Origin of the sequence: Virgisporangium aliadipatigenens (assembly GCF_016863615.1) — a bacterium.
In the GTDB taxonomy this organism is placed as follows: Bacteria; Actinomycetota; Actinomycetes; order Mycobacteriales; family Micromonosporaceae; genus Virgisporangium; species Virgisporangium aliadipatigenens.
The window spans coordinates 21,015-46,053 of sequence record NZ_BOPF01000022.1 but is presented as its reverse complement, the minus strand read 5'-3'; the positions used below and the strand labels follow the sequence as shown (position 1 = coordinate 46,053).

Annotated in this window: 27 protein-coding genes and 1 pseudogene; 18 read left to right on the top strand and 10 right to left on the bottom strand. The window is 71.3% G+C overall.

Annotated features, from left to right (window positions below; genetic code table 11):
* Positions 1–62: 62 nt before the first annotated feature.
* The 3 genes from Val02_RS27845 to Val02_RS27835 all read right to left on the bottom strand — a co-directional run bounded on the left by Val02_RS27845 (position 63) and on the right by Val02_RS27835 (position 1,766).
* Positions 63–368: a DUF3817 domain-containing protein gene (locus Val02_RS27845; RefSeq protein WP_203902194.1), complete on the bottom strand. Its 306-nt coding sequence runs from the start codon at positions 366–368 to the stop codon at positions 63–65.
* 4 nt (positions 369–372) lie between these two features.
* Positions 373–759 carry a hypothetical protein gene (locus Val02_RS27840; RefSeq protein WP_203902193.1) on the bottom strand — a complete coding sequence of 129 codons (387 nt, stop codon included), beginning with the start codon at positions 757–759 and terminating at the stop codon, positions 373–375.
* Between the two features lie 98 nt (positions 760–857).
* Positions 858–1,766 (bottom strand): cation diffusion facilitator family transporter, encoded by a 909-nt coding sequence (locus Val02_RS27835; RefSeq protein ID WP_203902192.1) that lies wholly within the window; start codon positions 1,764–1,766, stop codon positions 858–860.
* A gap of 90 nt (positions 1,767–1,856) precedes the next feature.
* Here Val02_RS27835 and Val02_RS27830 point away from each other — a divergent pair, with 90 nt between their 5' ends.
* The 4 genes from Val02_RS27830 to Val02_RS27815 all read left to right on the top strand — a co-directional run bounded on the left by Val02_RS27830 (position 1,857) and on the right by Val02_RS27815 (position 5,477).
* A complete protein-coding gene (locus tag Val02_RS27830) occupies positions 1,857–2,621 on the top strand; it encodes an endonuclease/exonuclease/phosphatase family protein (protein WP_203902191.1) in 765 nt (254 codons plus the stop codon).
* Between the two features lie 69 nt (positions 2,622–2,690).
* The gene (locus tag Val02_RS27825; RefSeq protein ID WP_203902190.1) at positions 2,691–4,079 is read left to right on the top strand and encodes a GGDEF domain-containing protein; all 1,389 of its coding nucleotides are present in this window, start codon (positions 2,691–2,693) and stop codon (positions 4,077–4,079) included.
* The gene (locus Val02_RS27820) at positions 4,076–4,546 is read left to right on the top strand and encodes a MarR family winged helix-turn-helix transcriptional regulator (RefSeq protein ID WP_203902189.1); all 471 of its coding nucleotides are present in this window, start codon (positions 4,076–4,078) and stop codon (positions 4,544–4,546) included. The genes Val02_RS27825 and Val02_RS27820 overlap by 4 nt, the downstream gene beginning before the upstream one ends.
* Positions 4,547–4,583: 37 nt before the next feature.
* Positions 4,584–5,477 carry an LLM class flavin-dependent oxidoreductase gene (locus Val02_RS27815; RefSeq protein ID WP_203902188.1) on the top strand — a complete coding sequence of 298 codons (894 nt, stop codon included), beginning with the start codon at positions 4,584–4,586 and terminating at the stop codon, positions 5,475–5,477.
* Here the strand turns inward: Val02_RS27815 and Val02_RS27810 are convergent.
* Both Val02_RS27810 and Val02_RS27805 read right to left on the bottom strand, forming a co-directional pair.
* The gene (locus tag Val02_RS27810) at positions 5,474–6,220 is read right to left on the bottom strand and encodes an ATP-binding protein (RefSeq protein ID WP_203902187.1); all 747 of its coding nucleotides are present in this window, start codon (positions 6,218–6,220) and stop codon (positions 5,474–5,476) included. The two genes, Val02_RS27815 and Val02_RS27810, sit on opposite strands and share 4 nt — an antisense overlap.
* Positions 6,221–6,279: 59 nt before the next feature.
* The gene (locus Val02_RS27805; protein ID WP_203902186.1) at positions 6,280–6,972 is read right to left on the bottom strand and encodes a phosphoribosyltransferase; all 693 of its coding nucleotides are present in this window, start codon (positions 6,970–6,972) and stop codon (positions 6,280–6,282) included.
* Positions 6,973–7,094: 122 nt separating this feature from the next.
* On the opposite strand from Val02_RS27805, the pseudogene rfaE2 reads away from it, so the two are divergent.
* From rfaE2 to Val02_RS27790, 3 genes and pseudogenes are all read left to right on the top strand, one after another.
* Positions 7,095–7,538, top strand: a pseudogene (gene rfaE2, locus Val02_RS27800) (D-glycero-beta-D-manno-heptose 1-phosphate adenylyltransferase); the annotation flags it as partial.
* Between the two features lie 6 nt (positions 7,539–7,544).
* Positions 7,545–8,015 (top strand): phosphatase domain-containing protein, encoded by a 471-nt coding sequence (locus tag Val02_RS27795; RefSeq protein ID WP_203902184.1) that lies wholly within the window; start codon positions 7,545–7,547, stop codon positions 8,013–8,015.
* Positions 8,016–8,155: 140 nt separating this feature from the next.
* The gene (locus tag Val02_RS27790; protein WP_203902183.1) at positions 8,156–8,674 is read left to right on the top strand and encodes an RICIN domain-containing protein; all 519 of its coding nucleotides are present in this window, start codon (positions 8,156–8,158) and stop codon (positions 8,672–8,674) included.
* Between the two features lie 55 nt (positions 8,675–8,729).
* On the opposite strand, the gene Val02_RS27785 is transcribed toward Val02_RS27790, so the two are convergent.
* Positions 8,730–8,942: a hypothetical protein gene (locus Val02_RS27785; protein WP_203902182.1), complete on the bottom strand. Its 213-nt coding sequence runs from the start codon at positions 8,940–8,942 to the stop codon at positions 8,730–8,732.
* A 107-nt stretch (positions 8,943–9,049) separates the two neighbouring features.
* Between Val02_RS27785 and Val02_RS27780 the strand changes: the two genes are divergently transcribed.
* The 11 genes from Val02_RS27780 to Val02_RS27730 all read left to right on the top strand — a co-directional run bounded on the left by Val02_RS27780 (position 9,050) and on the right by Val02_RS27730 (position 19,097).
* Complete coding sequence (locus Val02_RS27780) at positions 9,050–10,273, top strand: MFS transporter (RefSeq protein WP_239153381.1); 1,224 nt, start codon at positions 9,050–9,052, stop codon at positions 10,271–10,273.
* A 73-nt stretch (positions 10,274–10,346) separates the two neighbouring features.
* Positions 10,347–11,036 (top strand): class E sortase, encoded by a 690-nt coding sequence (locus Val02_RS27775; RefSeq protein ID WP_203902181.1) that lies wholly within the window; start codon positions 10,347–10,349, stop codon positions 11,034–11,036.
* A gap of 84 nt (positions 11,037–11,120) precedes the next feature.
* Positions 11,121–13,523 carry a chemotaxis protein CheW gene (locus Val02_RS27770; RefSeq protein WP_239153397.1) on the top strand — a complete coding sequence of 801 codons (2,403 nt, stop codon included), beginning with the start codon at positions 11,121–11,123 and terminating at the stop codon, positions 13,521–13,523.
* Positions 13,524–13,527: 4 nt separating this feature from the next.
* Entirely contained in the window at positions 13,528–13,971 is a 444-nt protein-coding gene (locus Val02_RS27765; RefSeq protein WP_203902179.1) for a chemotaxis protein CheW, read from the top strand.
* A gap of 237 nt (positions 13,972–14,208) precedes the next feature.
* Complete coding sequence (locus Val02_RS27760) at positions 14,209–15,162, top strand: hypothetical protein (protein WP_239153380.1); 954 nt, start codon at positions 14,209–14,211, stop codon at positions 15,160–15,162.
* 94 nt (positions 15,163–15,256) lie between these two features.
* Positions 15,257–16,498, top strand: a complete 1,242-nt coding sequence (locus tag Val02_RS27755) for a protein-glutamate methylesterase/protein-glutamine glutaminase (RefSeq protein WP_203902178.1) — start codon at positions 15,257–15,259, stop codon at positions 16,496–16,498.
* Positions 16,495–17,346: a CheR family methyltransferase gene (locus Val02_RS27750; protein ID WP_203902177.1), complete on the top strand. Its 852-nt coding sequence runs from the start codon at positions 16,495–16,497 to the stop codon at positions 17,344–17,346. Before Val02_RS27755 ends, Val02_RS27750 begins: the two co-directional genes overlap by 4 nt.
* A gap of 13 nt (positions 17,347–17,359) precedes the next feature.
* Positions 17,360–17,737 (top strand): response regulator, encoded by a 378-nt coding sequence (locus tag Val02_RS27745; protein ID WP_203902176.1) that lies wholly within the window; start codon positions 17,360–17,362, stop codon positions 17,735–17,737.
* Positions 17,734–18,222, top strand: coding sequence for a chemotaxis protein CheX (locus Val02_RS27740; protein ID WP_203902175.1), 489 nt, complete (start codon positions 17,734–17,736; stop codon positions 18,220–18,222). The genes Val02_RS27745 and Val02_RS27740 overlap by 4 nt, the downstream gene beginning before the upstream one ends.
* Complete coding sequence (locus Val02_RS27735) at positions 18,219–18,581, top strand: response regulator (RefSeq protein ID WP_203902174.1); 363 nt, start codon at positions 18,219–18,221, stop codon at positions 18,579–18,581. The genes Val02_RS27740 and Val02_RS27735 overlap by 4 nt, the downstream gene beginning before the upstream one ends.
* Positions 18,582–18,611: 30 nt before the next feature.
* Positions 18,612–19,097, top strand: coding sequence for a hypothetical protein (locus Val02_RS27730; protein WP_203902173.1), 486 nt, complete (start codon positions 18,612–18,614; stop codon positions 19,095–19,097).
* Between the two features lie 218 nt (positions 19,098–19,315).
* Here the strand turns inward: Val02_RS27730 and Val02_RS27725 are convergent, their stop codons facing one another.
* The 4 genes from Val02_RS27725 to flhA are packed head-to-tail and all read right to left on the bottom strand — an operon-like array spanning position 19,316 to position 24,988.
* The gene (locus tag Val02_RS27725) at positions 19,316–20,878 is read right to left on the bottom strand and encodes a methyl-accepting chemotaxis protein (protein WP_203902172.1); all 1,563 of its coding nucleotides are present in this window, start codon (positions 20,876–20,878) and stop codon (positions 19,316–19,318) included.
* Positions 20,879–20,927: 49 nt separating this feature from the next.
* Complete coding sequence (locus tag Val02_RS27720; protein ID WP_203902171.1) at positions 20,928–21,179, bottom strand: hypothetical protein; 252 nt, start codon at positions 21,177–21,179, stop codon at positions 20,928–20,930.
* Entirely contained in the window at positions 21,166–22,962 is a 1,797-nt protein-coding gene (locus tag Val02_RS27715; RefSeq protein ID WP_203902170.1) for a hypothetical protein, read from the bottom strand. Before Val02_RS27715 ends, Val02_RS27720 begins: the two co-directional genes overlap by 14 nt.
* A complete protein-coding gene (gene flhA / locus Val02_RS27710) occupies positions 22,940–24,988 on the bottom strand; it encodes a flagellar biosynthesis protein FlhA (protein WP_239153379.1) in 2,049 nt (682 codons plus the stop codon). The genes Val02_RS27715 and flhA overlap by 23 nt, the downstream gene beginning before the upstream one ends.
* Positions 24,989–25,039 lie beyond the last annotated feature (51 nt).

The following is a 25,039-nucleotide window of genomic DNA, read 5'->3' as shown; positions in this document are numbered from 1 at the left end:
CGCAGCGGTGCGGCCCGGGAGGCAGCGGTCGCGCCCCCGGCGGACCCGCGTAAAAAAGAGAGCTACGCGGGGACGGCTTCGCGGGCGTGGTTGGTGGCCCAGCGCTCCGCCACGAACGACAGCACCGGAATCGTCCCCGCCAACAGCAGCAGGATCGTGCGCTTGAGCGACCACCGCTGCTGCTGTGCCAGCATGAACGCCGCCACGATGTACACCATGTAGAGGAACCCGTGTACCGGGCTCACGAGCTGCACCATCGTCGGGTCGTCCCCGATGTACTTCATCGGCATCGCGACGAACATCAGGATGATCAGCACCACGCCGACGATCCACGCGATGTACCGGAACCTGGTCAGGGCCGAGCCCATCCGTCTACACGTCCCCTCGATAGTCCGACGGCCGCGCGTCGGGGTTGGCGGCCAGCCAGGCGAGATAGCGGTTGTACGCCGCGAGCTGCGGGTCCTCGTCGTCCGGCGCGGCCGGTACGGGCACGGGCCGCCGGGGCCGCAACGGGGCCGGGGCCGCCGGCACACCCGAGTCGCCGCGGGCGGCCGCGCGTTCGGCCAGCGCCCGCTTGACCTCCCGGTACCAGACGAACGCCACGAACCCCGCGAACACCGGCCACTCGACGGCGTACCCGTAGCTGAGGATGTTGCCCTCGGCGGCCCGGCCGACCTGCCACCAGCCCAGTCCGAGGAACCCGCCGATCAGGACGACCGCGAGAGCGTGCCGCAGCAGCCACCCGGGAGTCCAGAACACGCTGCGAGGATACTCGGGGGTGTGTCAAAGTGGCTGGCCGGCCTGCGGCGGCCTCAGGCGCCGCCTCGGCTCGACCGACCACTTCGACATGCCCCCGCTCACCATCCGGGGTGCCCGCAGGCCTTCCCCGCCGCGGCCGGTTCGACCTGCAGGGTGGCGTGCTCGATGTGGTACTCGTCGTGCAGCAGCTCCCGCGCGCCGTCGAGCACGTGCGCGAAGTCGGCGTCCCGGTCGATGGCCAGGTGGGCGCTGGCGACGTCCATGCCGGTGGTGAGCGTCCACACGTGCAGGTCGTGCACGTCGAGTACGCCGGGCACGGTGGCGAGGCGTTCGCGGACCGTCGACAGGTCCAGCCCGGCCGGGGCGGCCTGCACGAGCACCCGCACGGCGGCGCCGGCGAGCTTCCACGTGCGCGGCAGGATGAACGCCGCCACGGCCACCGCCACCAGCGGGTCGACCCAGCGCCACCCGGTCGTCGCGATGACGCCGGCGGCGACCAACACACCGACGGAGCCGGCGAGGTCGGCGAGCACCTCCAGGTAGGCGCCGCGGACGGCGAGGCTGTGCTCGGCACCCTGGCGCAGCAGCGCGAACGCCACCACATTGGCGATCAGCCCGGCGGCCGCGACCAGGGCCATCGGGCCGGTGGGCAGCTCGGGCGGGTCGCCGAAGCGGTGCGCCGCCTCCCAGGCGACCCAGCCGGCGACGCCGACGAGCAGCACGGCGTTGGCGAGCGCGGCCAGCACCTCCAGCCGGTACAGGCCGAAGCTGTGCCGGGCTGTCGTGCGGCGCGCGGCGGTCACGGCGGCGAGCGCCATCCCGAGCGCCAGCACGTCGGTGAACATGTGTCCGGCGTCGGAAACGAGCGCGAGAGAATCCGTGTACCAGGCCGCGACGGCCTCGATGACGGCGAAGGCGAAAACGATTCCGAGTGCCGTCCACAGGCGCGTCATCGAAGAGGCCGCGGCGTGCCGCGCATCCGCCCCGTGATCGTGACCCGCTCCCATTCCGCCGATTATCCGGTACGAACTCCAAAAGAAAAGTCGGCTATGACAACGGTTGTCGGCTTCGTGATCAGGCGCATATAGCGTAGGCGCGTGCGCCTCGCGACCTTCAACATCCTGCACGGCCGTTCGCTGCATGACGGGCTCGTCGAGCCGGAGCGGCTGCGCGACGCCGTCCGCGGGCTCGACGCCGACGTGCTGGGGCTCCAGGAGGTCGACCGCAACCAGCCCCGCAGCGGGGGACACGACCTGGCGGCCGTCGCGGCCGAGGCGATCGGTGCCGTCGCGCACCGCTTCGTTCCGGCAGTCGTGGGAACGCCCGGCGAGGAGTTCCGCGCCGCGACGGATTCCGAGTCGGCGCACGACCTGCCGCAGTACGGCGTGGCGCTGGCCTCCCGCTGGCCGGTCGAACGCTGGCTGGTGCACCGGCTGCCGGCCGCACCGGGGCGTTCCCCGATGCCGGTCGGACCGGGGAAGATCGTGCTCATGCCGGACGAGCCCCGCGTGTTGCTGGCCGCCGTGATCGGCACGCCCGCCGGCCGCTACACGGTGGCGACCACGCACCTGTCCTGGGTTCCCGGGTGGAACTTCCGCCAGCTGCGCCGCGTCGTGCGTGCCCTGCGCGCGCTGCCCGGCCCGCGGATCCTGCTCGGCGACCTCAACCTGCCGGCGCGCGTGGCGGGGTTCGCCACCGGCTGGCGGGTCGCGGCGGGGGGTGCGACGTTCCCGTCGCCGGACCCGCGCATCCAACTGGATCACGTGCTGCTCGACCCCACGGTCGACCGGCGCGTCGTGGAGGTGACGACGCCGGTGGTACCGGTCTCGGACCACCGCCCGCTGGTCGTACGTTTGGACTGATATTTGGCTGCGGTAGGCGTTCCCTCAGAATCGGCTCAAGCGGCTCGGTCCGCCTCCGATGGTCGAAGCATGGATCGGGACTACGCCGCGGCACCGGAGAACCGCGCCGAACGGCTCGCCCGTCTGATCCGGTGGCCGGCGGGCCCGCTGAAGCGCATCCGTTTCGTCAGTATCGCCGCGACCTCGACGATGGCGGTCGCGGTGGGGTGCTACGCGGTGCTCGCCACGGGGGAGAGCCTGCTGTACCTGGTCGCCACCGGCGCGGCGGTCGCGATGATCTGGCCGCTGGTCCGCCAGTACCGGCGGGGTCGGGTCACGAACAGCAGCCACCTCACCCAGCTGCTGATCATCGCGGTCGCCTCCGCCGTCGACGGGCCGCTGCAGGTCGGGCTGATCCTGGCGCAGACGACCGTGTTCCTGATGGGGCTCTTCGGGTCGGCCCGCCGCTGCCTGCTGCACTGCGTCGTCGTGCAGGCGATCGTCACGGCCTGCGTGATGGGCAAGCTGCGGTTCGGCATCGACCCGGGCACCACCGTCATGGAATCGGCGGCCGGGATCGTTGGGCTGCTGTGGGGCTGCCTGATCTCCTACGTGGTGGCCGCGATCGTCGGGCGCTACGAACGCCTGGTCGCCCGCGACACGATCGTGCTCCAGGCCGGGGTGGCGCTGGTCGCCGCGCACACCCGCGCACAGGTCTACGAGTCGGTGCACCGGGCCGCCACGGCGCTGGTGGAGACGCCCGCCGAGCGGATGGTGGTGGCCGTTCAGGGGGACGGGGGGTGGACCGTCGTCGCCCCGGCCGAGGGGGAGGCGCCGCCGGCGGACGGGTTCGCGGTGTCGCTGGGGCTGGAGGGGGAGCGTCCCGTGGTGCTCGCGTCGGTCGGCGGCCAGCGGCTGTCGAAGAACGTCATCCACGGGGTGCGCGCGATGCGGCCCACGGTCGAGCTGGCGCTGCGGACCGCGGACCTGACCGAGGGGTTGCGGCGCCAGGCGTTCGAGGATCCGCTGACCGGGCTCGCCAACCGGGCCGCCTTCACGGAACGTCTCGAGCACTCGACCGGTCCGGTGGCGCTGCTGCTCATCGACCTGGACGGGTTCAAGGCGGTCAACGACGGGCTGGGGCACGCCGCGGGCGACCGGCTGCTGATCGAGACGGCCACCCGGCTGCGTACCTGCGTGCGGGAAAAGGACCTGGTGGCGCGGCTCGGCGGCGACGAGTTCGTGGTGCTGATGGAACGGCTCGACGACCCGCGCCACGCCGTGCGGATCGCCGAACGGATCGTGACCGCGCTCGCCGGTGCCGTGCAGGCCAGCGTGGGGGTCGCCGTGAGCGCGTCGGGCGAGGCGGTCAGCGGCGATCAGTTGCTGGCCCGCGCCGACCAGGCGATGTACGACGCGAAGGCGCAGGGCAAGGGCTGCTATCGCGTGCACGGGGCGGTGCTACGGTCCGGGACATGAACGCGACCGGCGACGGGATGGGCGTCGTGAGTGCGTTGGTGCGGGCGTCGTTCCTGGTGAACGCCGTGTACGCCCGCTCGGCGCGGGAGTACGACCTGACCCCGCAGCAGGGACAGTTGCTGTGCGTGCTGATGGCAGGCCCGTACGGCATGGGCGACCTGGGTGCCGTGCTGGGGCTGGCGAAGTCGAGCCTCACCGGCCTGGTGGACCGGACCGAACGCAACGGGCTGGTCCGGCGCGTGCCGGACGGGCGGGACACGCGTGCCGTGCGGGTGTCGTTGACGCCGCGGGGGAGCCGGGTCGCGGGGGAGTTCTACGCGGCGACGTGCCGCCGGATCGCGGAGTTGCCCGCCGGGCTGGCGGATGCGGAACGGGACGCGCTGGCCGGTCTGCTGGGTCGGGTGGTGCTCGCCAACGACGTGCCCGAGGTTTTCGTCGACCCCGTTGAAGTTCGCACCACGAACTAATACAGTTCGCGCCACGAACTATCGCGGGGGTGCACACGTGGTCGTATTCGGATTCGGCGCGCACACGGGAATCGACGACGTTCCGGAACTGCTGCGGCTCGTCGGTCGGGCCGACGCGGACGGGCTGGATCTCGTGTCGCTGTCGGACCATCCCTACTTCGGCGGGCGCCTCGACGCCTACGCGGCCGTCGCGTTCGTGCTCGGGCACACCCGCCGGCTGAGCGCGTTCGCCAACGTGACCAACCTGCCGACCCGCCCGGCGCCGATGCTGGCCCGCACGGTCACCTCCCTTTCGGCGCTCTCCGGCGGGCGCGTCGTGCTGGGCATGGGTGCCGGTGGGCTGTGGGACCGCATCGCCGCCATGGGTGTCGAACGCCTCTCGCCCGGCGCCGCGGTGGCGGCCTTCGAGGAGGCCGTCGTGCTGATCCGCGCGCTGTCGGGCGGGGGCGGGCCGGTGACGTTCCACGGGAAGTACTACCGGGTCGACGGCATCGAACCGGCGCCCGTGCCCGCACCACCGATCTGGACCGGCTCCAACGGTCCGAAGTCCCTCGCCGCGACCGGCCGGGTCGCCGACGGCTGGATCCCCGGCCGCGCCGCCGACTGGCGTAGCCCCCGCTACCGCGAGTCCCGGCCGGTGATCGACGCGGCGGCGACCGCGGCCGGACGCGAACCCGGCGACATCGCCACGATCTACAACCTGCCCGGCCGTATCTCCGCCCGGCCGCTCGAACGCACCCGCGACGGCGAGGGCCGCTGGATCGGCGGCGACGTCGCGCAGTGGGTCGAGGAGCTGACCGGCGCGGTCCTGGAGCACGGCGCGGCCGGCTTCACCCTCTTCGCGCCCGGCGGCGGCACCCAGGACGAGACGTCCCTGCGGGTGTGGGCGACGGAGATCGCGCCCGCGGTCCGCGAGGCGGTCCTGGTCTAGAAGACCCCGGCCGTCTCCAGCGTCGCCCAGACCACCTTGCCGTCCGGCGTCGGCGTCGCCCCCCACGCGCGGCACAGCAGGTCCACCACCAGCAGCCCGCGCCCGCCTTCGACGGTCGGCGCCACCGGGCCGCCCGGCCGGGGCAGCGCGCCGCTGTGGTCGCGCACGCTGATGTCGACCGCCCCGGTACGCCGCGACAGCGCCACCTCCAACGGCGTGTGCGCGTGCCGGACGGCGTTGCTCACCAGCTCCGTCACCACGAGCCGGGCGTGGTCGCGCAGGGCGGCGAGGTCCCACTCCGCGCAGCAGCGGTCGACGAGCCGGCGGGCCCGCGAGGCGGCGGTGATGTTGGGCTCCAACGGCATCAGCACCCGGTCCGGCATCGGCGCCTTGGCCGGCACCAGCATCAGCGCCTCGTCCGCCGAGCGGTACATCGGCACCCGCTGGGTCAGCCCGGCGGCCATGAGCATCGCGGTGACGGCCGGTGCCGCGCCGCCGAGCACGAGGCGCGCACCCGGCCAGGCCGAGGCCTGGTCGGCGAGGCGCGCGAGCGCGCTGACGGCGTCCGTCGCCACGTCGGCCGCACCGAGGTCCAGCACGATCAGGCCGGGCTCCTCGGGCAGACACCGGTTGAACGCGTCCTGGAGCACCGGCGAGGTTTCGCTGTCCAGGGAGCCCGTCAGACGCAGGATCACCGGATCGCCCGGCTCGGCCGCCGTGGCATCGGCGGTCAGGCGGGTCATGGCGCGAACTTTACCCAACCGTCCTGTGCGGGCAGCGGGCTCCCGGCCGTTCGGTCCGTTCAGCGCGCCGAGGCGACCGGAACGGTGTCCCAGACCGAGTGCAGCGCCTCGAGCACGTCGTCGTCGGTGAGTTCCGGGATGTCCCGGTACCAGAGGCCGGTGGCGTTGTAGCAGCACGGGCAGCGCACGTGGACCAGCCCGTCGGCCTCGATCGCGAGCCGGTCCATCGACTCGGCGGCGCAGACCGGCGTGGCGAAGACGAGGTGTGCCGGCAGGTCGCCGTGGATGGCGCGCAGGGCGGCGCGGGCCCGCACCCCGGTCTGCATCCCGTCGTCCACGACGATGACGACCCGCCCGGTGACGGAGGGAACGCCGTGCCCGCCCCGGTAGCGTTCGAGCTGACCGATGATCTCCTCGCGCTGCATGGCGACGACCGGCGTCAGGTCGGCGACGGAGATGTTCGCCCTGGTGAGAGCGTCGTGATCGATGACGGCCGGGCCTTTCTCGGCGAGCGCCCCGACCCCGAACTCCGGCCGCCACGGCAGCCCGATGCGGGTCACGACGATCACGTCCAGGTCGGCGTCCAACTGCCGGGCGATCTCGGCCGCGACCGGTACCCCGCCGCGCGACATGCCCAGGATGAGCGGCCGTTCGGTGATCCCACCCTCGTCCAGGTAGGTCCGCAGGTTGGTCGCGAGCTCGGCGCCGGCCTCCCGCCGGTCGGCGAAGCGCTGTGACTCCTCGGGCCGCATCTCGTACCACCCTTCACAAAACCGACCACATGTCGGAACCACTACGGACGGTACGCCTAGTGATCGCTTTCAGTAATCGGTTCCCTGAAGTGTTTTCGGGTAGAGGTCACGCCATGACAGACGACGCGCTAGAGGCGTTCCTCGCTGGTCAGCGTGCCGCGGGGCACCGGATCGTCTTCACGAACGGCTGCTTCGACATCCTGCACGCCGGCCACGTCACCTACCTCCAGCAGGCGCGCGCCCTCGGGGACGCGCTCGTCGTGGCGGTGAACTCCGACGACTCGGTGCGCCGGCTCAAGGGCCCCGGCCGTCCCGTGCACCGCGCCGCCGACCGGGCGCTCGTGCTGTCGGCGCTGTCGTGCGTGGATCACGTGGTGGAGTTCGCGGAGGACACGCCGGTGCGCCTCGTCGCGCGGGTGCGCCCCGACGTGTACGTCAAGGGCGGCGACTACGACCTGGCCGACCTGCCGGAGGCGCCGGTGGTGCACTCGTACGGCGGTCAGGTGCGGCTGCTGCCGTTCGTCGACGGGCACTCGACCACCGGGATCCTGCAACGCCTATCGTGAGATCCCGTGCTGGCGGTCTTCGATGTGGACGGCGTGGTCGCCGATGTGCGGCACCGGCTGCACCACGTGGTCAACGCACCCAAGAGCTGGACCCGGTTCTTCGCCGGCGCCGCCGACGACCCGCCTTTGGAGACCGGCGTCGAGCTGGCCCGCCGCTGGTCGGCCGAACATGACATCGTCTGGCTCACCGGCCGCCCCGAGAGCCTCCGCCGGGTCACCGAGCGCTGGCTGCGCGACCAGGGCCTGCCCGCGCGGCGCGTGCTGATGCGCCCCGCGAACGACCGCCGGCCCGCCCGCCTCTACAAGGCCGATCGCCTGGCCGAACTGGCGAAGCGTTCGACCATCGCCGTGGTCGTCGACGACGATCCGGACGTGGTGGCGCTGCTCGAGGCGAAGGGCTTCCCGGTCTACCTGGCCGACTGGGTGCCGTACGCGGACGCCATGCGCCAGGCGCAGGAGTCCGACGGCCGCACCTGAGCACCGGCTTCGGATAGAGATCAATCACTGCTACGCTCGCTGCGGATCAGGTCCGCACGGGGGTGGTTATGACCTTGATCTCCCCCTGACACACGCGTGCGGCCTGACGGTCCCTGCTCATCCCTCGCAAGGAGAACCTGATGCGACGCGTCCTCGCGTTCCTCGTCATGTCGCTGTTCACCGTCGGCGTCGTGGCGGCCACCCCGTCACCGGCCTCGGCCGACACGCTGCAGGGCATCTACAAGCTGGTCAACGACCGCAGCGACAAGTGCCTGGACCAGAGCTGGACCGGCGGCACCGAGGACAAGAACGTCCAGGCCTACGTCTGCAGCAACCCGGGCACCAACCAGCAGTGGAAGTGGGTCACCACCGGCGACGGGCGGATCTACTTCATCAACGTCCGCAGCAACAAGTGCCTCGACCAGAGCTACAGCGGCGGCACCGCGGACAGGGAGGTCATCGCCTACCCCTGCAACGGCAACGCCAACCAGTACTGGCGCCTCGTCAACCTCTCCGGCAGCACGTTCAGCCTGCAGAACACGCGTAGCGGCCAGTGCCTGGACCAGAGCTGGAGCGGCGGCACCGAGGACCGTGCGGTGATCGCGTACGCGTGCGACGGGAGCAAGCTCAACCAGAAGTGGATCGCCCTCACGGTTTGATCCGCACCGTCGCGTCGGGGCGCCGGCACACCGGATGCCGGCGCCCCTTCGCGGGTCAGTTCGGGCCGGTGCGGCCGTCGACCGTCGGCCCGTCCGGGGAGGGGCGGCCGGGGCGCCGCGCGGTCGAGCCGTCGCCGAACTCCAGTTCCGCACCCGCGTCGTTACCGGTCGCGTCGTCGGCCTGACCGTCGTGCGAGTAGGTCGCCATCGCCCGGTCCAGCTCCGCCAGGGGCAGCCGTTCCTCGTCTCTCCACTGCGCTTCGCTCATGGAGCAATCCCTACCCGCTGTCGCGGCCAGGAATCATCCGGGTGCCGGAGAAGTGCGGCACCGGTCTCTCACTTCTGCCGGACGTGCCCCGGCCGAACGAGCCCTCCGTGGGTCGATTCGGTGAAGTGCTGCGGCAGTACAACGTCCGGCTGTGGGCCGGGGCGGACCTCGTCTCGGTGACCGGTACCTGGATGCAGGTGCTGGGCGTCAACTGGTACGTCCTGCAGGTCACCGGTTCGTCCACGCGCATGGGGCTGGCGATGCTGGTCCAGGCGCTGCCGGTGCTGCTGCTCGGCCCGTACGGCGGCGCGCTCGCCGACCGGCTGCCGGTGCGCCGGATCCTCGTGGTGACCCAGGTGCTGCACGCCGTTCTGGCCGCGGCGCTGGCGCTGGCCGTGTTCGCCGACGCCGGCCTGTGGGCGATCTACGCGGTGGCCGCCGTCTCCGGGGTCGTCTCCGCCGTGGACGGTCCGGCCCTGGGTCGGTTCGGGGGCATGGTCGCCGGTCCGGCCCGGCTCGGGACCGCGCTCGCCTTCGGCTCGCTGATCCACTCCACCGGCCGCATCGTGGGCATGGCCGCGGGTGGCGTCCTGGTCGCGTCGTTCGGTCCGGCACCCCTTTTCCTGTGGAACGCCGTGAGCTTCGCCGGCGTCGTCGTGGCGCTCCTGCGCGTCCGGGTCGCCGACCTGCACCCGCTGGCCGCCGCGCCGCGGGAGGCGGGAGCCGTGCGGGCCGGCTTCGCCTACCTGCTCCGGCAGCCGGTGGTGCTCGGGACGCTGGCGCTGTCGTTCGTGCTGGGCAGCCTGGGCCGCAACTACCAGGTGACGATGGCGGCGATGAGCGACGGGCCGCTCGCCGGGGGAGCCGCGGGCTACGGGCTGCTGTCGGCCGTCTTCGCCGCCGGAACGGTGCTCGGCGCGCTCGTCGCCGGCCAGCGGGCGGAGCTGACGACGCGGCTGCTGGTGGGCGCCGGGCTGCTGGCGAGCGCGCTTCAGGTGGTGGCGGCGTTCGTGCCGGGGCTGTGGGCGTTCGCGCTGGTGCTGGTGCCGATCGCGGCCGCCGCGGTGCTGCTGGACACCACCGTGTCGGCGCGGGTGCAGCTCGACACCCGGGAGGACATGCGCGGGCGGGTGCTCGCCGCGGTCGGCGTCGTGGGTTCGCTCTCCGGGATGGTGGGCGCGCCGCTGCTGGGCTGGCTGTCGGAGGTGGCCGGACCGCGGGCCGCGCTGGCGATCGGCGGCGCGGTGTGCCTGGCGGCGTGCGGGCTGGCCGGGGCGCGGCTGGTGCGCCGGAGCGAGCCGGCGGTTCCGGCCGCCCTCGCGACCGCGTAAAGGGCAAACCGGTTATTCTCTGCTAGTGCCGCAATCCGGAATTTCTGCTCAATCGGGCAAGATCATTCGTGGCGTGGCGGTGCTGCTCGTGCTCGCCGGCCTGGCCGTCGGTGCCGGTTCGGGGTGGCAGTGGGTCGGCAAGATCCGCCATGTGCTGGCGCAGCAGAAGGTCCTCGACCGGGCGCTGACCGAGCAGTGGGGCCCGGCCGGCGCCGGTGAAGGCGACGCGGCACCCGCCCCCAACGCCGCCCGTCCGGCCCCGGCGCACCGGCTCGCCGACCGCCCCCGGCGCGAACCCGTCACCCCCGTGCCGCCCGGCACCCCCGTCGCCCGGCTGTACCTGCCCAGCCTCGGCCTGGACTTCGTCGTCGTCGAGGGCGCCGAGAAGCCGCAGCTCAACATGGGGCCGGGGCGCATCGTCTCGACCCAGCCGTTCGGCTCCCCGGGCAACACGGCGATCGCGGCGCACCGCTACCCGAAGGTCTTCTGGGACCTCGACCAACTCCAGGCCGGCGATCCGGTGATCGTGGAGACCGGCACCAGCTGGCTCGTCTACCGGGCCGCCCGCACCGTGATCGTCGAACCCCAGGACGACACCGTGCTCGCGGATCCCGACAGCAGTCGGCCGACAGTCCTCACGCTGGTGACCTGCGAGCCGAAGTTGAGCACGGCACAACGTCTGGTCAAACAGGCGGAGCTGGTCCGCACCGACCCGCGCGCCGGCCCGGAACCCAAGGAGCTGGCGGTCACGGTTCGTCGCTGACTAACCACGCTCTGGGCAACAAGCCTCAGGTTGCGCCGAAACCAGCCGATACGGCGCACGGTGAAGGGAGGCAGCGTGGACGAAATGGGCGACATCGTCCAGGAGTTCCTCGTGGAGAGCCACGAGAACCTGGACCAGCTCGACCGGGACCTCGTCGCGCTCGAACAGGACCCCGGGTCGCGGGAGCTGTTGTCGAGCATTTTCCGGACGATCCACACGATCAAGGGCACCAGCGGGTTCCTGGCGTTCAACCGCCTGGAGCGGGTGACCCACGTCGGGGAGAACCTGCTCGCCCGGCTCCGCGACGGGGCGCAGTCCATGACGCCGCAGACCACCGACGCGCTGCTCGGCATGATCGACTGCGTGCGCGGCCTGCTCACCCACATCGAGGAGAACGGCAACGACGGCAGCGGGGGCGACGACTCCGACCTCGAACCCGTCATCCAGGCCGTCACCGCCTGCATCAACGGCACCGCCGCCCCCGCCGCGAAGCCCGCCGCCGCTGTCGCCGCGACCACGCCGGTCGAGGTCACCGTCACCGTCACCACGCCCGGCGAGGGCGATGGTGAGGGGGCCGAGGACGCGTCGGCCGGTGGGCGCAAGCCGCGCACGCGCAAGTCCGCGGCGAAGCCGACCGCGAAGGCGACTCCGGCGAAGGCGGTCCTCGGGGCGGCCTTCGGTGGCGAAGCTGACGACGTTCCCCCGGAAACTCCGCTCGCCGCGGCGGCGCCGGCACCGGCCGAACAGGTCGAGCCGGTCGGACCCGAGGACGAGACCGGCGGGCAGGCCCGCCGGAGCATCGCGGACAGCTCGATCCGGGTGGACGTCGACCTGCTCGACACCCTGATGCGCCTGGTCGGGGAACTCGTGCTGACCCGCAACCAGCTGGTCCGCGCGATCGGCGGGGCGAACGACCCGTCGATGACCCGCACCGGCCAGCGGCTCAACCTGATCACCAGCGAGCTGCAGGAAAGCGTCATGAAGACGCGCATGCAGGCCATCGACCACATCTGGGCCAAGCTCCCGCGGGTCGTCCGGGACCTCTCCAGCGGCTTCGGCAAGCGGGTCCGCCTGGCCATGGAGGGCCGGGAGACCGAGCTGGACCGCAGCCTCCTGGAGGCGGTGAAGGACCCGCTGACGCACCTGGTGCGCAACGCCGTCGACCACGGCATCGAGCTGCCGGACGACCGCCGCTTCAAGGGCAAGGACCCGGAGGGCACGCTCACCCTGCGCGCCTACCACGAGGGCGGCCACGTCATCGTCGAGGTCACCGACGACGGGGCCGGCCTGGACCCGGACCGGATCGCGGAGGTGGCCCTCGAACGTGGGGTCGTCACCCGCGAACAGCTCGCGCTGATGGACCGCCGGGAGATCCTCTCCCTGGTTTTCCGGCCCGGCTTCTCCACGGCCAAGAAGGTCACGAACGTCTCCGGCCGCGGCGTCGGCATGGACGTCGTCAAGACGAACATCGAGCGCATCGGCGGTGCCGTCGACGTCGAGTCCACGCTCGGCGTGGGCACCACGTGGCGCCTCACGATCCCGCTGACCCTGGCGATCATCCAGGCCCTCACCATCGAGTGCGGCGCCGAGCGGTACGTCATCCCGCAGGTCGCCGTGCACGAACTCGTGTACCTCGACGGCCAGGGCGGCCGGGTGATCGAGTACGCGATGGGTGCCCCGGTCTACCGGCTGCGCGGCAAGCTGCTGCCGCTGGTGCACCTCGACCAGACGCTCGAACTGCGCGACCCGTCCTCGGACCACAACCGCGACGTGTACGTGGCGGTGCTGCACGCCGAGGGTCGACGCTTCGGGCTGGTTGTCGACCGGGTGCTCAACACGGAGGAGGTCGTCGTCAAGCCGCTCACGTCGCGGTTCAAGGACGTGGGTGTGTACGCCGGCGCGACCCTGCTCGGCGACGGAAAGGTGGCGCTGATCCTCGACGTGGCGTCGCTGGCCCGCCGGTCGCACCTGGGCTCCGACAAGATCGAACGCGCCCAGGCCCAGCTCGACGCCACCACGAAGGCGACCTCCGGCACCATCGACCGGCTGCTCATCGCCGGCATCGGCGAACGCCGCGTCGCCATCCCGCTCGACATGGTCACCCGCCTGGAGGAGTTCCCGGTGGAGCGCCTCGAACGGGTCGGCAACCGCGAGGTGGTGCAGTACCGCGACCAGATCCTGCCGGTCCTGCGGCTGGCGCACCTGCTCGGGGCGTACTCGTCGGAGGACGGCGCCACGGTGCCGGTGGTCGTCTACACCGAACGGGGCCGCAGCGTCGCGCTCGCCGTCGAGAAGATCCTCGACATCGTCGAGGACGTGGTCGACGCCCGCAGCGACGTCGGCGACGACGGCATGATGGGCTCGGCCGTGATCCAGCAGCGGGTCACCGAGCTGCTGGACGTGCGCCGGGCGATCCTGGCGGCGGACCCCAGGTTCGACGCCGCGGTGGAGTCGGACCCGATCAGCTACGACATGGCAGGGATGTGACGCGGTGGCCAGTCGTCAGTACGCCACGTTCGAGGTGGACACCCAGCTGTTCGGGGTCCCGGTGGCGATCGTGCAGGAGGTGCTCTCCTTCCACGAGTACACGCCGGTGCCGTTGGCGCCCAAGGCGGTCGGTGGGCTGTTCAACCTGCGCGGGCAGGTGATCGCCGCGGTGGACCTGCGGGTGCAGCTCGGCCTCCCGGCGCGGGACTTCGACGGCCCCGCGATGAACGTCATCGTGCGCACCGACGAGGAGTCGGTGAGCCTGCTGGTCGACAAGATCGGCGAGGTGGTCGAACTGTCGGACGAGGCGTTCGAGCCGCCGCCGGACACCCTGCACGGTCCGTTGCGGGAGCTCATCAACGGCGCGTTCAAACTGGACGGTCGATTGATGCTCGCCTTGGACACGGCCCGCGCGACGGACACCGGCGGCGGTTCAGGCAGCGACTGATCCATTACAGCGAGTAATATTCAAGGAGCCCGGCCTGGGTCACCCGGCCGGGTTCTTTGTTGCTCAGGGTAGTGGATCTGGTGCGCAAAGGCTCGGCCTTGTCACACCTGTCCCGGTAGCACCTCTGCTGCCACGGCGCGTCGATTGCGGAGAGTGACTGCGAAACCGTTCGGTGGATTGCCGGTTGCAGGCAGGTTGCTGAAGACTGTGGGTGTGTACAGCCTGGTGAGTGCCCCCGTGTTGGGATTCGATCTGACCCGCCTCGACGGCGGTGCGGCAGTGGCCGACGTGCTGCTGCGCACCCTCGTCCTGACCCCCGAAGATCTGGACCCGATCGCCGCCGCCGGCGCGAACGAATGGGACCGGATCGCCCTCTGGCAGGATGTCGAGACCGCTGCCCGGACCCGCCGCGAGCAGGCCGCTCGCGCCGGTGCCGCCGGACGCGAGGAGGTGGACCCCGGACTGGAGGTCATCGACCTCGCCGGCGCCCTCGCGGTACTCGAACGCACCCCGATCGGCACCGTCGACGGATTACTGCACTGCCTGCGCCACGATGTCATGGACTGGACCTGGCGGCGTCACCCGGCCGGGGTGGTCCAGCTCAAGTCGGCGGCCCGCGCCGCATCCGTCCTGTGCGACGCGGCGGTCGCCGCCTACCTGCGCGAACTGCTCAGCGACGAGACGCGCCGCAAGCTCGCCGCGCCGTACGTGTCGGCCGTGCGCCAGCTCCCCGAGCGCCCCGTCGACCTGGGCCCGCAGGCGACCGCGCTGAACGCGTTCGTCGACCGGATCCGCCGGCTGACCCGCACCGATGTGCTCAAGCTCGCCGCCGTCACCGGTCAGGGCCGGCCCGGCATCGCCGACTGGGCGGGAGCCGTGCACTCCGCCTCGTGGGCGGTCTTCGTCTCCGGACGGGTGCGCGCCGCCGCGGCCGCCCAGCTCCTGCTGGTGCAGGCCGTCGACAGTGCCGCCGTGCCGGTGGCCGACCGCGCGGGCGGCGTGTGGAACCTGCTCAGCGGTGCCGCCCAGGCGCTGACCGTGCGCGACGTGCTGGACAGCGCGACGCTCTACAAGCTGCTCGACCCGGTCGTGACGGCCCTCGGCCCGATCGCCGGCCCGGAGCAGCTCACGGTCGATCGTGCCATTTCTGAGACGGCCGTCGCGGATCAGGTGGCGGACTCCGGGGAGTAACCGGGAGTTCTCCTTATCACCGAGGCGATTCCGCCGATAGTCCGGCTGGAGAGGACGGGCACCGTGCCCGTTCCCGGCGCTGGAGGCGGCTCGCGTGATCTCGGTCCTGGTGGTCGACGACTCGGTGGTCGTCCGTCGCCTGATCACCGACGCGCTGACCGACGACCCGGGCATTCGGGTCATCGCCACGGCGCCGCACGGCCGCATCGCGCTGCAGAAAATAGCCCAGCTCCGGCCGGACCTGGTCACACTGGACATCGAGATGCCGGTCATGGACGGCATCGCCACCCTGCGCGAACTTCGGCGCAGCGACCGGCGGCTGCCGGTCATCATGTTCAGCACCCTGACGGCTCAGGGCGCGGCGGCCACGCTCGACGCGCTCTCCGCCGGGGCGAGCGACTACGTCACCAAGCCGGCCAACGTCGGCAGCATCTCCGAATCCATCCGTAGCGTCCGCGAGCAGCTCATCCCGCGGATCTACGCGTTGTGCAACGGCAAGCCCGGGATGGCCCCGCTCCGACCGGGCGGCGCCGCCCCCGGGCCGGCCGCGCCGGCGGGCCTCGTGCCCCGGGTGCCGCACGCGCCCCCGGCGTCGTTCCGGCCCGGTCTCGGCGCTCCGCCCGCGACGGCTCCCACGCGTCCGGGCCCCGCCGCGCCGCCGTCCACCCCGCGCCCGGCTCCGGGGACTCCCACCCCGGCGCCTTCGACGCGTCCCCGTTCCCGGAACGAACGGGTCGACGTCGTCGCCATCGGCTGCTCCACCGGCGGCCCCGACGCGCTGTCGCGGATGGTGCGCAACCTGCCCGCCGGGTTCCCGGTGCCGATCGTGGTCGTGCAGCACATGCCGCCGGTCTTCACGAAGATGTTCGCCGAACGGCTCGACCGTACGAGCGCGCTCACCGTCGTCGAGGCGACGGCCGACATGCCGGTCACGCCCGGCTCGGTCTACATCGCGCCCGGCGACTTCCACCTGGAGGTGCACCGAAAGGGCACCTCGATCATCACCGCCCTGAACACCGCCCCGCCGGAGAATTTCTGTCGGCCGGCGGTTGACGTGTTGTTCCGGTCGGTGAACCGCACCTACGGCGGCGCCACCCTCGCGGTGGTGCTGACCGGCATGGGCCACGACGGCAAGCGTGGTTGTGAGGACCTGGCGAACTCGGGGGCGGACATCGTGGTCCAGGACGAGGCAACGTCAGTGGTTTGGGGAATGCCCGGGGCGGTCGCCACCGCCGGTCTCGCGTCCGCGGTCATGCCGCTCGACGAGATCAGCAGATATTTGATCACTCGCGTTAATGGCGGACGCGCTGCGCGGTCCATGGAGGTGACCCGATGACACTGACGGCCCAGGAGTTTGCATTCATCAGCAGCCTGGTCCGGCGCGATGCGGCAATTGTCCTCGAACCCGGCAAGGAGTACCTGGTCGAGGCCCGTCTGATGCCGCTCGCGCGGCAGACCGGGGCGTCGACCGTGTCGGAGTTCGTGCTGCGGGCGCAACAGCGTCCCGAACCGGACGTGCACCGCCGCATCGTCGACGCGCTGACCACCAACGAGACGTCGTTCTTCCGGGACGGCGAGCCGTTCACGGCGATGACCTCGATGGTTCTCCCCGAACTGCTGGAACGCCGAGCCGCCGCGCGTCACCTGCGGATCTGGTCGGCCGCGTGCTCCAGCGGACAGGAGCCGTACACGCTCGCCATGCAGATGCAGGACAACCTGCCGGCAGGCTGGACGTACGAGATCCTCGGCACCGACATCTCCACCGAGATGCTGGCCCGTGCGGAGGCCGGCCAGTACACCCAGCTGGAGGTGAACCGTGGCCTGCCGGCGGCGTCGCTCGTACGCCACTTCGAACGGGTCGGCGCGCACTGGCGGGTCTCGCCGCAGCTGCGCCGCAACGTGTCGTTCCGCCGGCTGAACCTGGCGGCGCCGCTGCCACCGCTGCCGTCGTTCGACGTGGTCTTCCTGCGGAACGTGCTCATCTATTTCGACGTGGAGACCAAGCGGTCGGTGCTGCAGCGGGTGAGTGCCGCGCTGAAGCCCGACGGTTGGCTCTTCCTCGGCTCGGCCGAGACCACGATCGGGATCGACGACCGGTTCGAGCGGGTGGTGACCGGGCGTACCTCGGCCTACCGGCTCAAGGCCGCGACAACAGCGCCCTTGGGCGCCTACGGAAAGGGGTGACGCCGTGCACGCCATGGTGATCGACGACTCACGCGCGATGCGGCTCATTCTGACCCGTATCGCCACTCAGCTGGGGTTCACGGTGGTCGAGGCCGGCAACGGCCGCGAGGCCCTGGACAAGCTGGCCGAGATGAGCGAGGTGCCGCAGCTGGCCCTCGTCGACTGGAACATGCCCGAGATGAACGGCCTCGAGTTCGTGACCGCGGTCCGCGCCGAGGCCCGTTACAAGCCCATGACGCTCATGATGGTCACCACCGAGAGCGAGCAGAGCCAGATCGTTCGCGCGCTGGCCGCGGGCGCCCACGAGTACGTCATCAAGCCGTTTACGCCGGACGCCATCGTGGAGAAGTTGGCGCTTCTCGGCCTGGTTCCGAACGGAGCAGCCGCATGATCGAATACCCGTCCCCGACAGCGGACGACCTTCTTGTCATCGCCGAACAGGTGTGGACCTCGTACCTCGATCCCGAGGGCGTCAACCCGCTGATCCAGATGCCGCCGGGCGAGACGCCGAAGGAGGTGTCGGCGGCCGTCTCGGTCACCGGCGCCTGGCGCGGTCACGTCGTGATCAGCTTCTCGGCGGCGGCGTCCCGGCACGCGGCGGCCGGCCTGCTGGGCATCGGCTACGACGACGTGAGCACCGCGGACATCACCGACGCCGTGGGCGAGCTGGTGAACATCATCGGTGGGAACGTCAAGAGCCTCCTGCCGGAGCCGTCCGCGCTGTCCCTGCCGCACGTGCAGACCGGCGGCAGCGGTCACTGGCCGAACGTCAAGGAGGTCTGCTCCCTGTTCGGCCTGTGGCACAACGAGCCGTTGACGGTGTCGGTGCTGGAGGGCACCTCCAGTGCCGCGGAGGCCGGTGGGGTGGGGGCATGAAGATCCTGATCGCCGACGACAGCCGGGTGATGCGCCAGATCGTGACCCGGACGCTGCGGCAGGCGGGCTACGAGGGGCACGATCTGGTCGAGGCGTCGGACGGCCGGGAGGCCTACAACACCGCGAAGTCCGAGAAGCCGGACCTGGTGCTGTCGGACTGGAACATGCCGGAGATGACCGGGGTCGAGGTGCTGCGCCAGCTGCGCTCGGAGGGTGTGCAGGTGCCGTTCGGCTTCGTCACCAGCGAGGGCACCCCGGAGATGCGCCAGGCGGCCGAGGCCGCGGGTGCGTTGTTCCTGATCACGAAGCCGTTCACGCCGGAGTCTTTCAAGGACGCGCTCGACTCGATTCTCGGGTGAGCGAGGTCCCTTTTTGGGACGATATATGGCATGACAAGGGAATTGCCGGCCCCCAAGGCGGTCAAGGACATGTTCGAGGAGCTCCTCGGCCGCTCGGTGTCGGTAAGCCCCGGTAATCCGTTGAAGGTCGTCGACATCGGGCAGAAGCTGCTGGTCAGCGTCTATGTCGACGACCGCAAGGTGATGCGCGCCGTGGTCGGCATGGACGTCCCCCTGTCCGTGTACGCCGGCGCCGCGATCGGCCTCATCCCGGTTGCCGGGACCGAGGAGCCGATCGAGAAGAAGGAACTCACCTCGATGCTCGCCGAGAACGTCACCGAGGTCTGCAACATCTGCAGTTCACTGCTCAACCAGGAGGGCGAGCCCCGCCTGAAGATGGACAAGGCGTTCATGCCCGGCGAGATGCCGCCGCCCGACGCGATCGGCTACCTGCTGGCGCTCGGGCGGCGACTTGACCTCAACCTCGAAGTCCAGGGGTATGGATCCGGGCGCTTCGCCATGTGCCTTGCGAACTGAGAATCCTTAGAGGCTCTATTTCACGGGTGCGTCGGGGGCCCTACCGTTGCCTCCCGGGCTGCACCGCTGGGCCCTACGGGCCTACGCTTTCCCGTCCGCGTGTAGTCGCGCCGCCTCCGGCGGGGCGGATAAACCATGTCACCGCCCGTCCGCCCGTCGGCCAAGGGGCGCGCTGGATCTCTCCGGCGCGCCCCTTGGCTCTTGGCTGTTCTTCTTGGTCAGTAGCGGAATTGGGAGACGACGCCGCGGAGTTTGTTGGCCATGTCGTTCAGGCGGGTCACGGAGGCCTGGGAGCGGTTCACGCCGGTCGTGGTGGTCTCCGCGGCACCGGCCAGCCCTTCGACGCTGTCGGCGATCCCGCCGGCGGCCACCGCGGCGGCCGTCACGCTGCGGTTCATCTCGGCGGTGGTGCTGGTCTGCTCCTCGACCGCGCTGGCGATGGTCGCCTGGAAGTCGTTGATCTGGGCGATGACCGAGCTGATCTGGTTGATCGCCGAGACGGCTCCCGTGGTGTCGGCCTGGATGGCGGCGACCCGCTGCGAGATGTCCTCGGTGGCGCGGGCCGTCTCCTGGGCCAGTTCCTTGACCTCGCCGGCCACGACCGCGAAGCCCTTTCCGGCGTCGCCGGCCCGGGCCGCCTCGATCGTCGCGTTGAGCGCCAGCAGGTTGGTCTGTTCGGCGATCGCGGTGATCGCCTTGACGACACTGGCGATCTCGGTGGACGACTCGCCGAGCTTGCCGACCTGAGCGGTGGTCGCCTCGGCCACGTCGACCGCGTGGCTGGCGACCCGGGCCGCCTCGTTGGCGTTCTCCGCGATCTCCCGGATGGAGGCGCTCATCTCCTCGGTGCCGGTCGCGACGGCGCGGACGTTCTCCGAGACCTCATTGACCGAACTGGAGACGTGCGCCGCCTGACTCGAGGCGTGGCGCGCCGACGCCGTCATCGACTCGGTCGTGGACGACATCTCCTCCGCGGCCTCGGCCACGGCGGACGCCGCACCGGCGACCGAACCGATCGCGCCCCGCATGCCGCGCTGCGCCTCCTCCAGCGTGCGGGCCATCTCGCCGACGTCGTCCTTCGAGCGCACGTCGATCGGCACCGTCAGGTCGCCGCCGGCCATCGCGCGCAGCGTGCTGTTGATCCGGCTCAGCGGGCGGGTGATCGACAGGACGACGATCCGCGCCAGCGCGCACAGCAGCAGGCCGACGACCAGAACGGTGATGCCGAGGATCATGTTCGCGCCGTCGCGTGCCTCCTCGGCGTCCTTGTTGATGGCCTTGATCATTTCGGCGAACAGCGTGCGTTCGTTGGCGACGACGGCGCTGGTCAGGTAGTTGTCCACGCCGATCTGCTCCCACGCGAGGCGGCTCGCCGTCTGGTCCGCCCCGGCCGAGTCGACGAACCGGGTGACCACCGCCGTGTAGTCGGTGTACGCCTCCTTGATCCGCCCGACCGCCGAGTCGAGCTGACTCGGCAGGTCGATCGCCGCCAGCTCGGCCAGCGCCGCCTCGGTGGCGGTGATGTTCTCCTTGAGCAGGTCGACCTGCTCCTTCGGGTCGTTTCGGATGACCGCCTCGAGGCCGCTGACCTTCAGCTCGCTGGCGAGCCGGTCCAACTGCAGCACGAGCGCGCTGGCGGCGTTGACCCGTTCGAGTCGGGCGTCCGCGGTGCTCGTGGTGTGGTTGTTGTTGAGCGTGACCGCGAAGCTGGCGGCGAGGGCCACCAGGCTGGCGCTCACCAGGGCGGTGAGTTTCCACCGGATGGGCAGGTCGGAGAACATGAGGGGCCTCCAGCGTCCGTGCGTGGGGTGGGTCTGCTTGTGGAAAGGGCTACGCGGTGGGGGCGGGGGACTCCTCCGGGGGCGGGGCCTTGTCGGTGCCGCGCCGTTCGGGGTGACTCGGGCCGAAGCTTCGGACGACGGTGCGCAGCAGCCAGAGCATGACCGCCGCGGCGGGTACGCAGAACAGGTACCGCAGAGCCGCGTCGGTGTAGCTGACCTGCTGCGTCACGAACGCCGTCCACAGCGTCGGACTCGCCAGCACCGCCGCCAGGAGCAGCGTGGCCGGACTAGTGATCAGCACGCGCGCGTTCCTCGTAGAGGCGACGGCAGAGCAGCGCCGCCCACGTGTGCGGGCCGGCCGGCTGGCCGTCCAGCATCGCGATGGGGATCTCCAGCGCCAGCGGGCTGGCCGGGTCGGCGGTCGCCTGCACGCCGTGCACCGCCAGCGCGTCGACCCGGGGCAGGATCGCCAGTTGCCGCGCCACGTCGGCCGTCTTGCGGGTGGCGTCGACGGCGTACCAGATCGCGTCCGGGCGGATCGCGTCGAGCACGCCGCAGGCCCAGGCGTTCGTGCCGGTGGCCGGGACGTCCACGGCGATGAGCCGGGGCTGGTCGCCCTGGCGGGCGCGGTGTGCGCGGCGCAGCGCGTCGTCGACGTCGCCGATGTGGCGTTCGAACGTGGCGTTGTCGGTCGCGATCAGTGTGCGCTGCGGGTCGAGGCGCATCGTCTTGGCGAGTTCGTCCGCGACGGCCAGGGCGCCGGCCAGTTCGCCGATGACGGCGATGATCGCGCCCGGCTCCTCCGGCAGCGGCGGCGGCCCGGCCTCCGCCTCGAACGCGTGCGCGATCGCCGGATAGGCCTCGTCGGCCGGCAGGCGGTGCAGGACGCGTGCCGGAACGCCCAGGTGGGCGAGCCGGTCGATGAGACCCATCCCGCTGCTGGGCCGGTACGCCGGCGACTCGAACCCGACCTCGCCGGCCGCCTCGTCGGTGTGCACGGCGCCGGCCAGGTAGGCGTGCCCGCTGGGCAGGTCGGGGTCGGTGTCGTCGCCCGCGGCCCAGGTGGCCCGCAGCCCGCCGGCGACCGGGTGCCCGCCGCCGTGCGGGAACTCCACCCGCACCTCGCCGGCCCCGAACCCGCCGAGCGCGGCGCTCAGGTTCGGCGGCGCGTCGTCGTCATCGCCGTGCAGCCCCGGCCCGCCGCTGATCGGGAAGGCGGGCGAGCCGCTCACCCCGCTGACCGGGAACGCCGCGCCCGGCACGTGCCCGGCGACGGGGTAACCCTCGTCGGCGTAGTCGAACCGGTCGTCGTAGGGCAGGTCGCCGTCGGTGGCGAACGGCGGTTCGAGCGCGTCCAGTTCCTGGTCGAAGAGCGGGTCGTCGGCGTAGGGGTCGGCCGTCGGCAGCACCGGCGTGCCGTTGATCGCCCGCGGCGTGCGTGGGGGCATCGTCGGTCCGTAGTCCCCGAGCGGGGTGGCGGCGTTCAGGAACTCCTCCGGTGGCAACTCGTCGTGGAGGGGGTCGGAGACATCATGTGCCGCCACCGGCGAGGGCACCTCGGGTACGGCCGAGAAGTGCGGATCCAGCCGGAACTCGAACGTCTCGTCCGCGCTCGGCGCGGCGGCGGTGGACGGCCGGGTCGCCTGCGCCGGTGCGCGCGACGGCGGCGGGGCCGGGGTCTCGGGCGCCTCGGGGGCCTGGTGCCGCGCCTCGGACAGGGCCTGCGCGAAGGAGGCGGCGGGCGTCGAGGCGGCGGGAGCCGGCGGTGCCGAGGCGGGCGCGGAGTCCGGCTGGCGCGCCTCGCGTTCGTTCAGCAGCGCCAGCAGGCCGTCGATCGCCGGTGTGCCGGTCTCCGGCCAGGCCGCGTCGGCACCGGCCTCCGGCGGGTCGGCGGCCGGCGGCGGGTCGTCCTCGTCGGGAACCTCGACCGTCAGCTCGAAGCGTTCGGCGCGCAGCAGGCCGGTCAGCCCGCCGGAACGCACCCGCTCCGCGGAAACGATCTTCGCTTTGGGCCCGTGCTCGTCGCGCACCTGCGCGAGAAGCTCCTGGAGATCCCCACCTTCAAGCAGCAATCGGGTAGGCACCGCTCACCACCCCCACGGTCTCGATGCGGAACGTGCACTTCGCGATCTCGGCGTACGACAAGATCGGCAACCGGGGGACTGCGACGGAAATCAGCCGCCGGAGCGGCATGCGTAGCTGGGGCGAGACGACCACGACCGGCGTGGCGCCCTGCTGCTCAGCCTGTTCGAGCAGGCGACCGAGGTCGCTGATCAGGGACTCGGCCCGCTGGGGGTCCACGAGGAGCTGCAGCCCGGAATCGGTGGGCCGCAACGCCTCCAGCAGCGACTGCTCCAGGCGCGGTTCGAGCGTGATCGCGTACAGCGTACCGTCGCTGACGAACCGTGCGGCTATAGCCGGACCAAGTGCTCCCCGGGCCGATTCGAGCAGCATGTCCGGGTCGGTGGTGGTCTTCGCGGTCAGCGACAGCGCCTCGAAGATGCGCACCAGGTCGCGGATCGGGACGTTCTCGTCCAGGAGTCCCTGGAGCACCTTCTGCACCTGGCCGAGCGAGAGCAGGGCCGGGGTGAGTTCCTCGACGACGACCGGGTTGCCGCGGCGCACCATCTCCACCAGGGAACGCACGTCCTCGCGGCCGAGCAGGCGGGCGGCGTTCGTGCGCACCACCTCGGCCAGATGCGTGATGATCACCGACGCCCGGTCGACCACCGTGGCGCCGGTGAGTTCCGCCTGGTGGCGCAGCTCGGCCGGGACCCACTTGCCGGGCAGGCCGAAGACGGGTTCGACGCCGGCGCGGCCGGGCAGGAAGTCCAGGCCGTCGCCGATCGCGAGCACCGTGCCCGGCGGCGCCTGTCCCGCGCCGACCTCCACGCCGCTGATCCGGATCGAGTAGGCCGACAGGTCCAGGGCCAGGTCGTCGCGGGTGCGCACCGGGGGCATCAGGATGCCCAGTTCCAACGCGACCTTGCGGCGCAGTGCCCTGACCCGTTCCAACAGATCTCCGCTGTTGGTGTCGACCAGATCGACCAGGTCCGGGGCGAGGGCCAGCTCCAGGGGGTCGACGCGCATCTCGCCGATCAACGCCTCGGGCGAGTCCGGGCTCGGCACGTCCTCGACGATCTCGCCCTCCAACGCCCTGTCGGCGATGTCCTCGGGGTTGGGCAGGCGCTGGGCGATCAGCAGCACGCCGGCACCGACGAGGATGAACGGCAGCTTCGGCAGCGACGGGATGAGACAGAGCGCGAGCGCGGCGCCGCCGCCGATCTGCATCGCCCGCTTCTGCTGGCTGAACTGGTACAGCACCTGGCTGCCCATGTCCCCGTCGCTGACCGAACGGGTCACCATGAGGCCGGTCGCCACCGACAGCAGCAGCGCCGGGACCTGCGAGACGAGGCCGTCACCGATGGAGAGCAGGCTGTAGGTCTCGACCGCGTCCATCGGGTCCATGCCGCGCTGCACGATGCCGATGACCATCCCGCCGATGAGGTTGATCAGCGTGATGACGATGGCGGCGATGGCGTCGCCCTTGACGAACTTCGACGCACCGTCCATGGACCCGTAGAAGTCGGCCTCGGCGGCGACGTCCGAACGGCGTTGCTTGGCGGTCGCCTCGTCGATCAGGCCGGCGTTGAGGTCGGCGTCGATCGCCATCTGCTTACCCGGCATGGCGTCGAGGGTGAACCGGGCCCCGACCTCGGCGACCCGTTCCGCGCCCTTGGTGATCACCAGGAACTGGATGACCACCAGGATCATGAAGATGACCAGCCCGACGACGAGCGAACCACCGACGACGAAGTGGCCGAACGCCTCGATGACCTTGCCGGCGTAGCCGTCCAGGAGCACGAGCCGGGTGGCGCTGATGTTGAGCGCGAGCCGGAAGAGCGTCGCGACGAGCAGCACCGAGGGGAAGACGGAGAAGTCCAGCGGCCGGCTGACGAACATGCTCACGAGGACGGTCAGCAGCGCGACGGTGATGTTCAGCGCCAGCAGCATGTCGATCAGGAACGACGGCAGCGGGACGACCATCATCACGATGACCAGCACGACGCCCATCGGCACCACGAACTGGCCGAACCGCCCCTTTGCCACGAGCACCTTCCCCGGTCAATTTCATCCGTGGTTCAACTCCGGTGCCGTCCT

Bases quoted from the DNA above. Each gene is read 5' to 3' on its own strand.
- Val02_RS27845 (WP_203902194.1), bottom strand. From the start codon at position 368: ATGGGCTCGGCCCTGACCAGGTTCCGGTACATCGCGTGGATCGTCGGC.
- Val02_RS27835 (WP_203902192.1), bottom strand. From the start codon at position 1,766: ATGGGAGCGGGTCACGATCACGGGGCGGATGCGCGGCACGCCGCGGCC.
- Val02_RS27790 (WP_203902183.1), top strand. From the start codon at position 8,156: ATGCGACGCGTCCTCGCGTTCCTCGTCATGTCGCTGTTCACCGTCGGC.
- Val02_RS27825 (WP_203902190.1), top strand. From the start codon at position 2,691: ATGGATCGGGACTACGCCGCGGCACCGGAGAACCGCGCCGAACGGCTC.
- Val02_RS27820 (WP_203902189.1), top strand. From the start codon at position 4,076: ATGAACGCGACCGGCGACGGGATGGGCGTCGTGAGTGCGTTGGTGCGG.
- Val02_RS27725 (WP_203902172.1), bottom strand. From the start codon at position 20,878: ATGTTCTCCGACCTGCCCATCCGGTGGAAACTCACCGCCCTGGTGAGC.
- Val02_RS27730 (WP_203902173.1), top strand. From the start codon at position 18,612: ATGACAAGGGAATTGCCGGCCCCCAAGGCGGTCAAGGACATGTTCGAG.
- Val02_RS27805 (WP_203902186.1), bottom strand. From the start codon at position 6,972: ATGCGGCCCGAGGAGTCACAGCGCTTCGCCGACCGGCGGGAGGCCGGC.
- Val02_RS27810 (WP_203902187.1), bottom strand. From the start codon at position 6,220: ATGACCCGCCTGACCGCCGATGCCACGGCGGCCGAGCCGGGCGATCCG.
- Val02_RS27740 (WP_203902175.1), top strand. From the start codon at position 17,734: ATGATCGAATACCCGTCCCCGACAGCGGACGACCTTCTTGTCATCGCC.
- Val02_RS27750 (WP_203902177.1), top strand. From the start codon at position 16,495: ATGACACTGACGGCCCAGGAGTTTGCATTCATCAGCAGCCTGGTCCGG.
- Val02_RS27770 (WP_239153397.1), top strand. From the start codon at position 11,121: ATGGGCGACATCGTCCAGGAGTTCCTCGTGGAGAGCCACGAGAACCTG.
- Val02_RS27745 (WP_203902176.1), top strand. From the start codon at position 17,360: ATGGTGATCGACGACTCACGCGCGATGCGGCTCATTCTGACCCGTATC.
- Val02_RS27735 (WP_203902174.1), top strand. From the start codon at position 18,219: ATGAAGATCCTGATCGCCGACGACAGCCGGGTGATGCGCCAGATCGTG.
- Val02_RS27785 (WP_203902182.1), bottom strand. From the start codon at position 8,942: ATGAGCGAAGCGCAGTGGAGAGACGAGGAACGGCTGCCCCTGGCGGAG.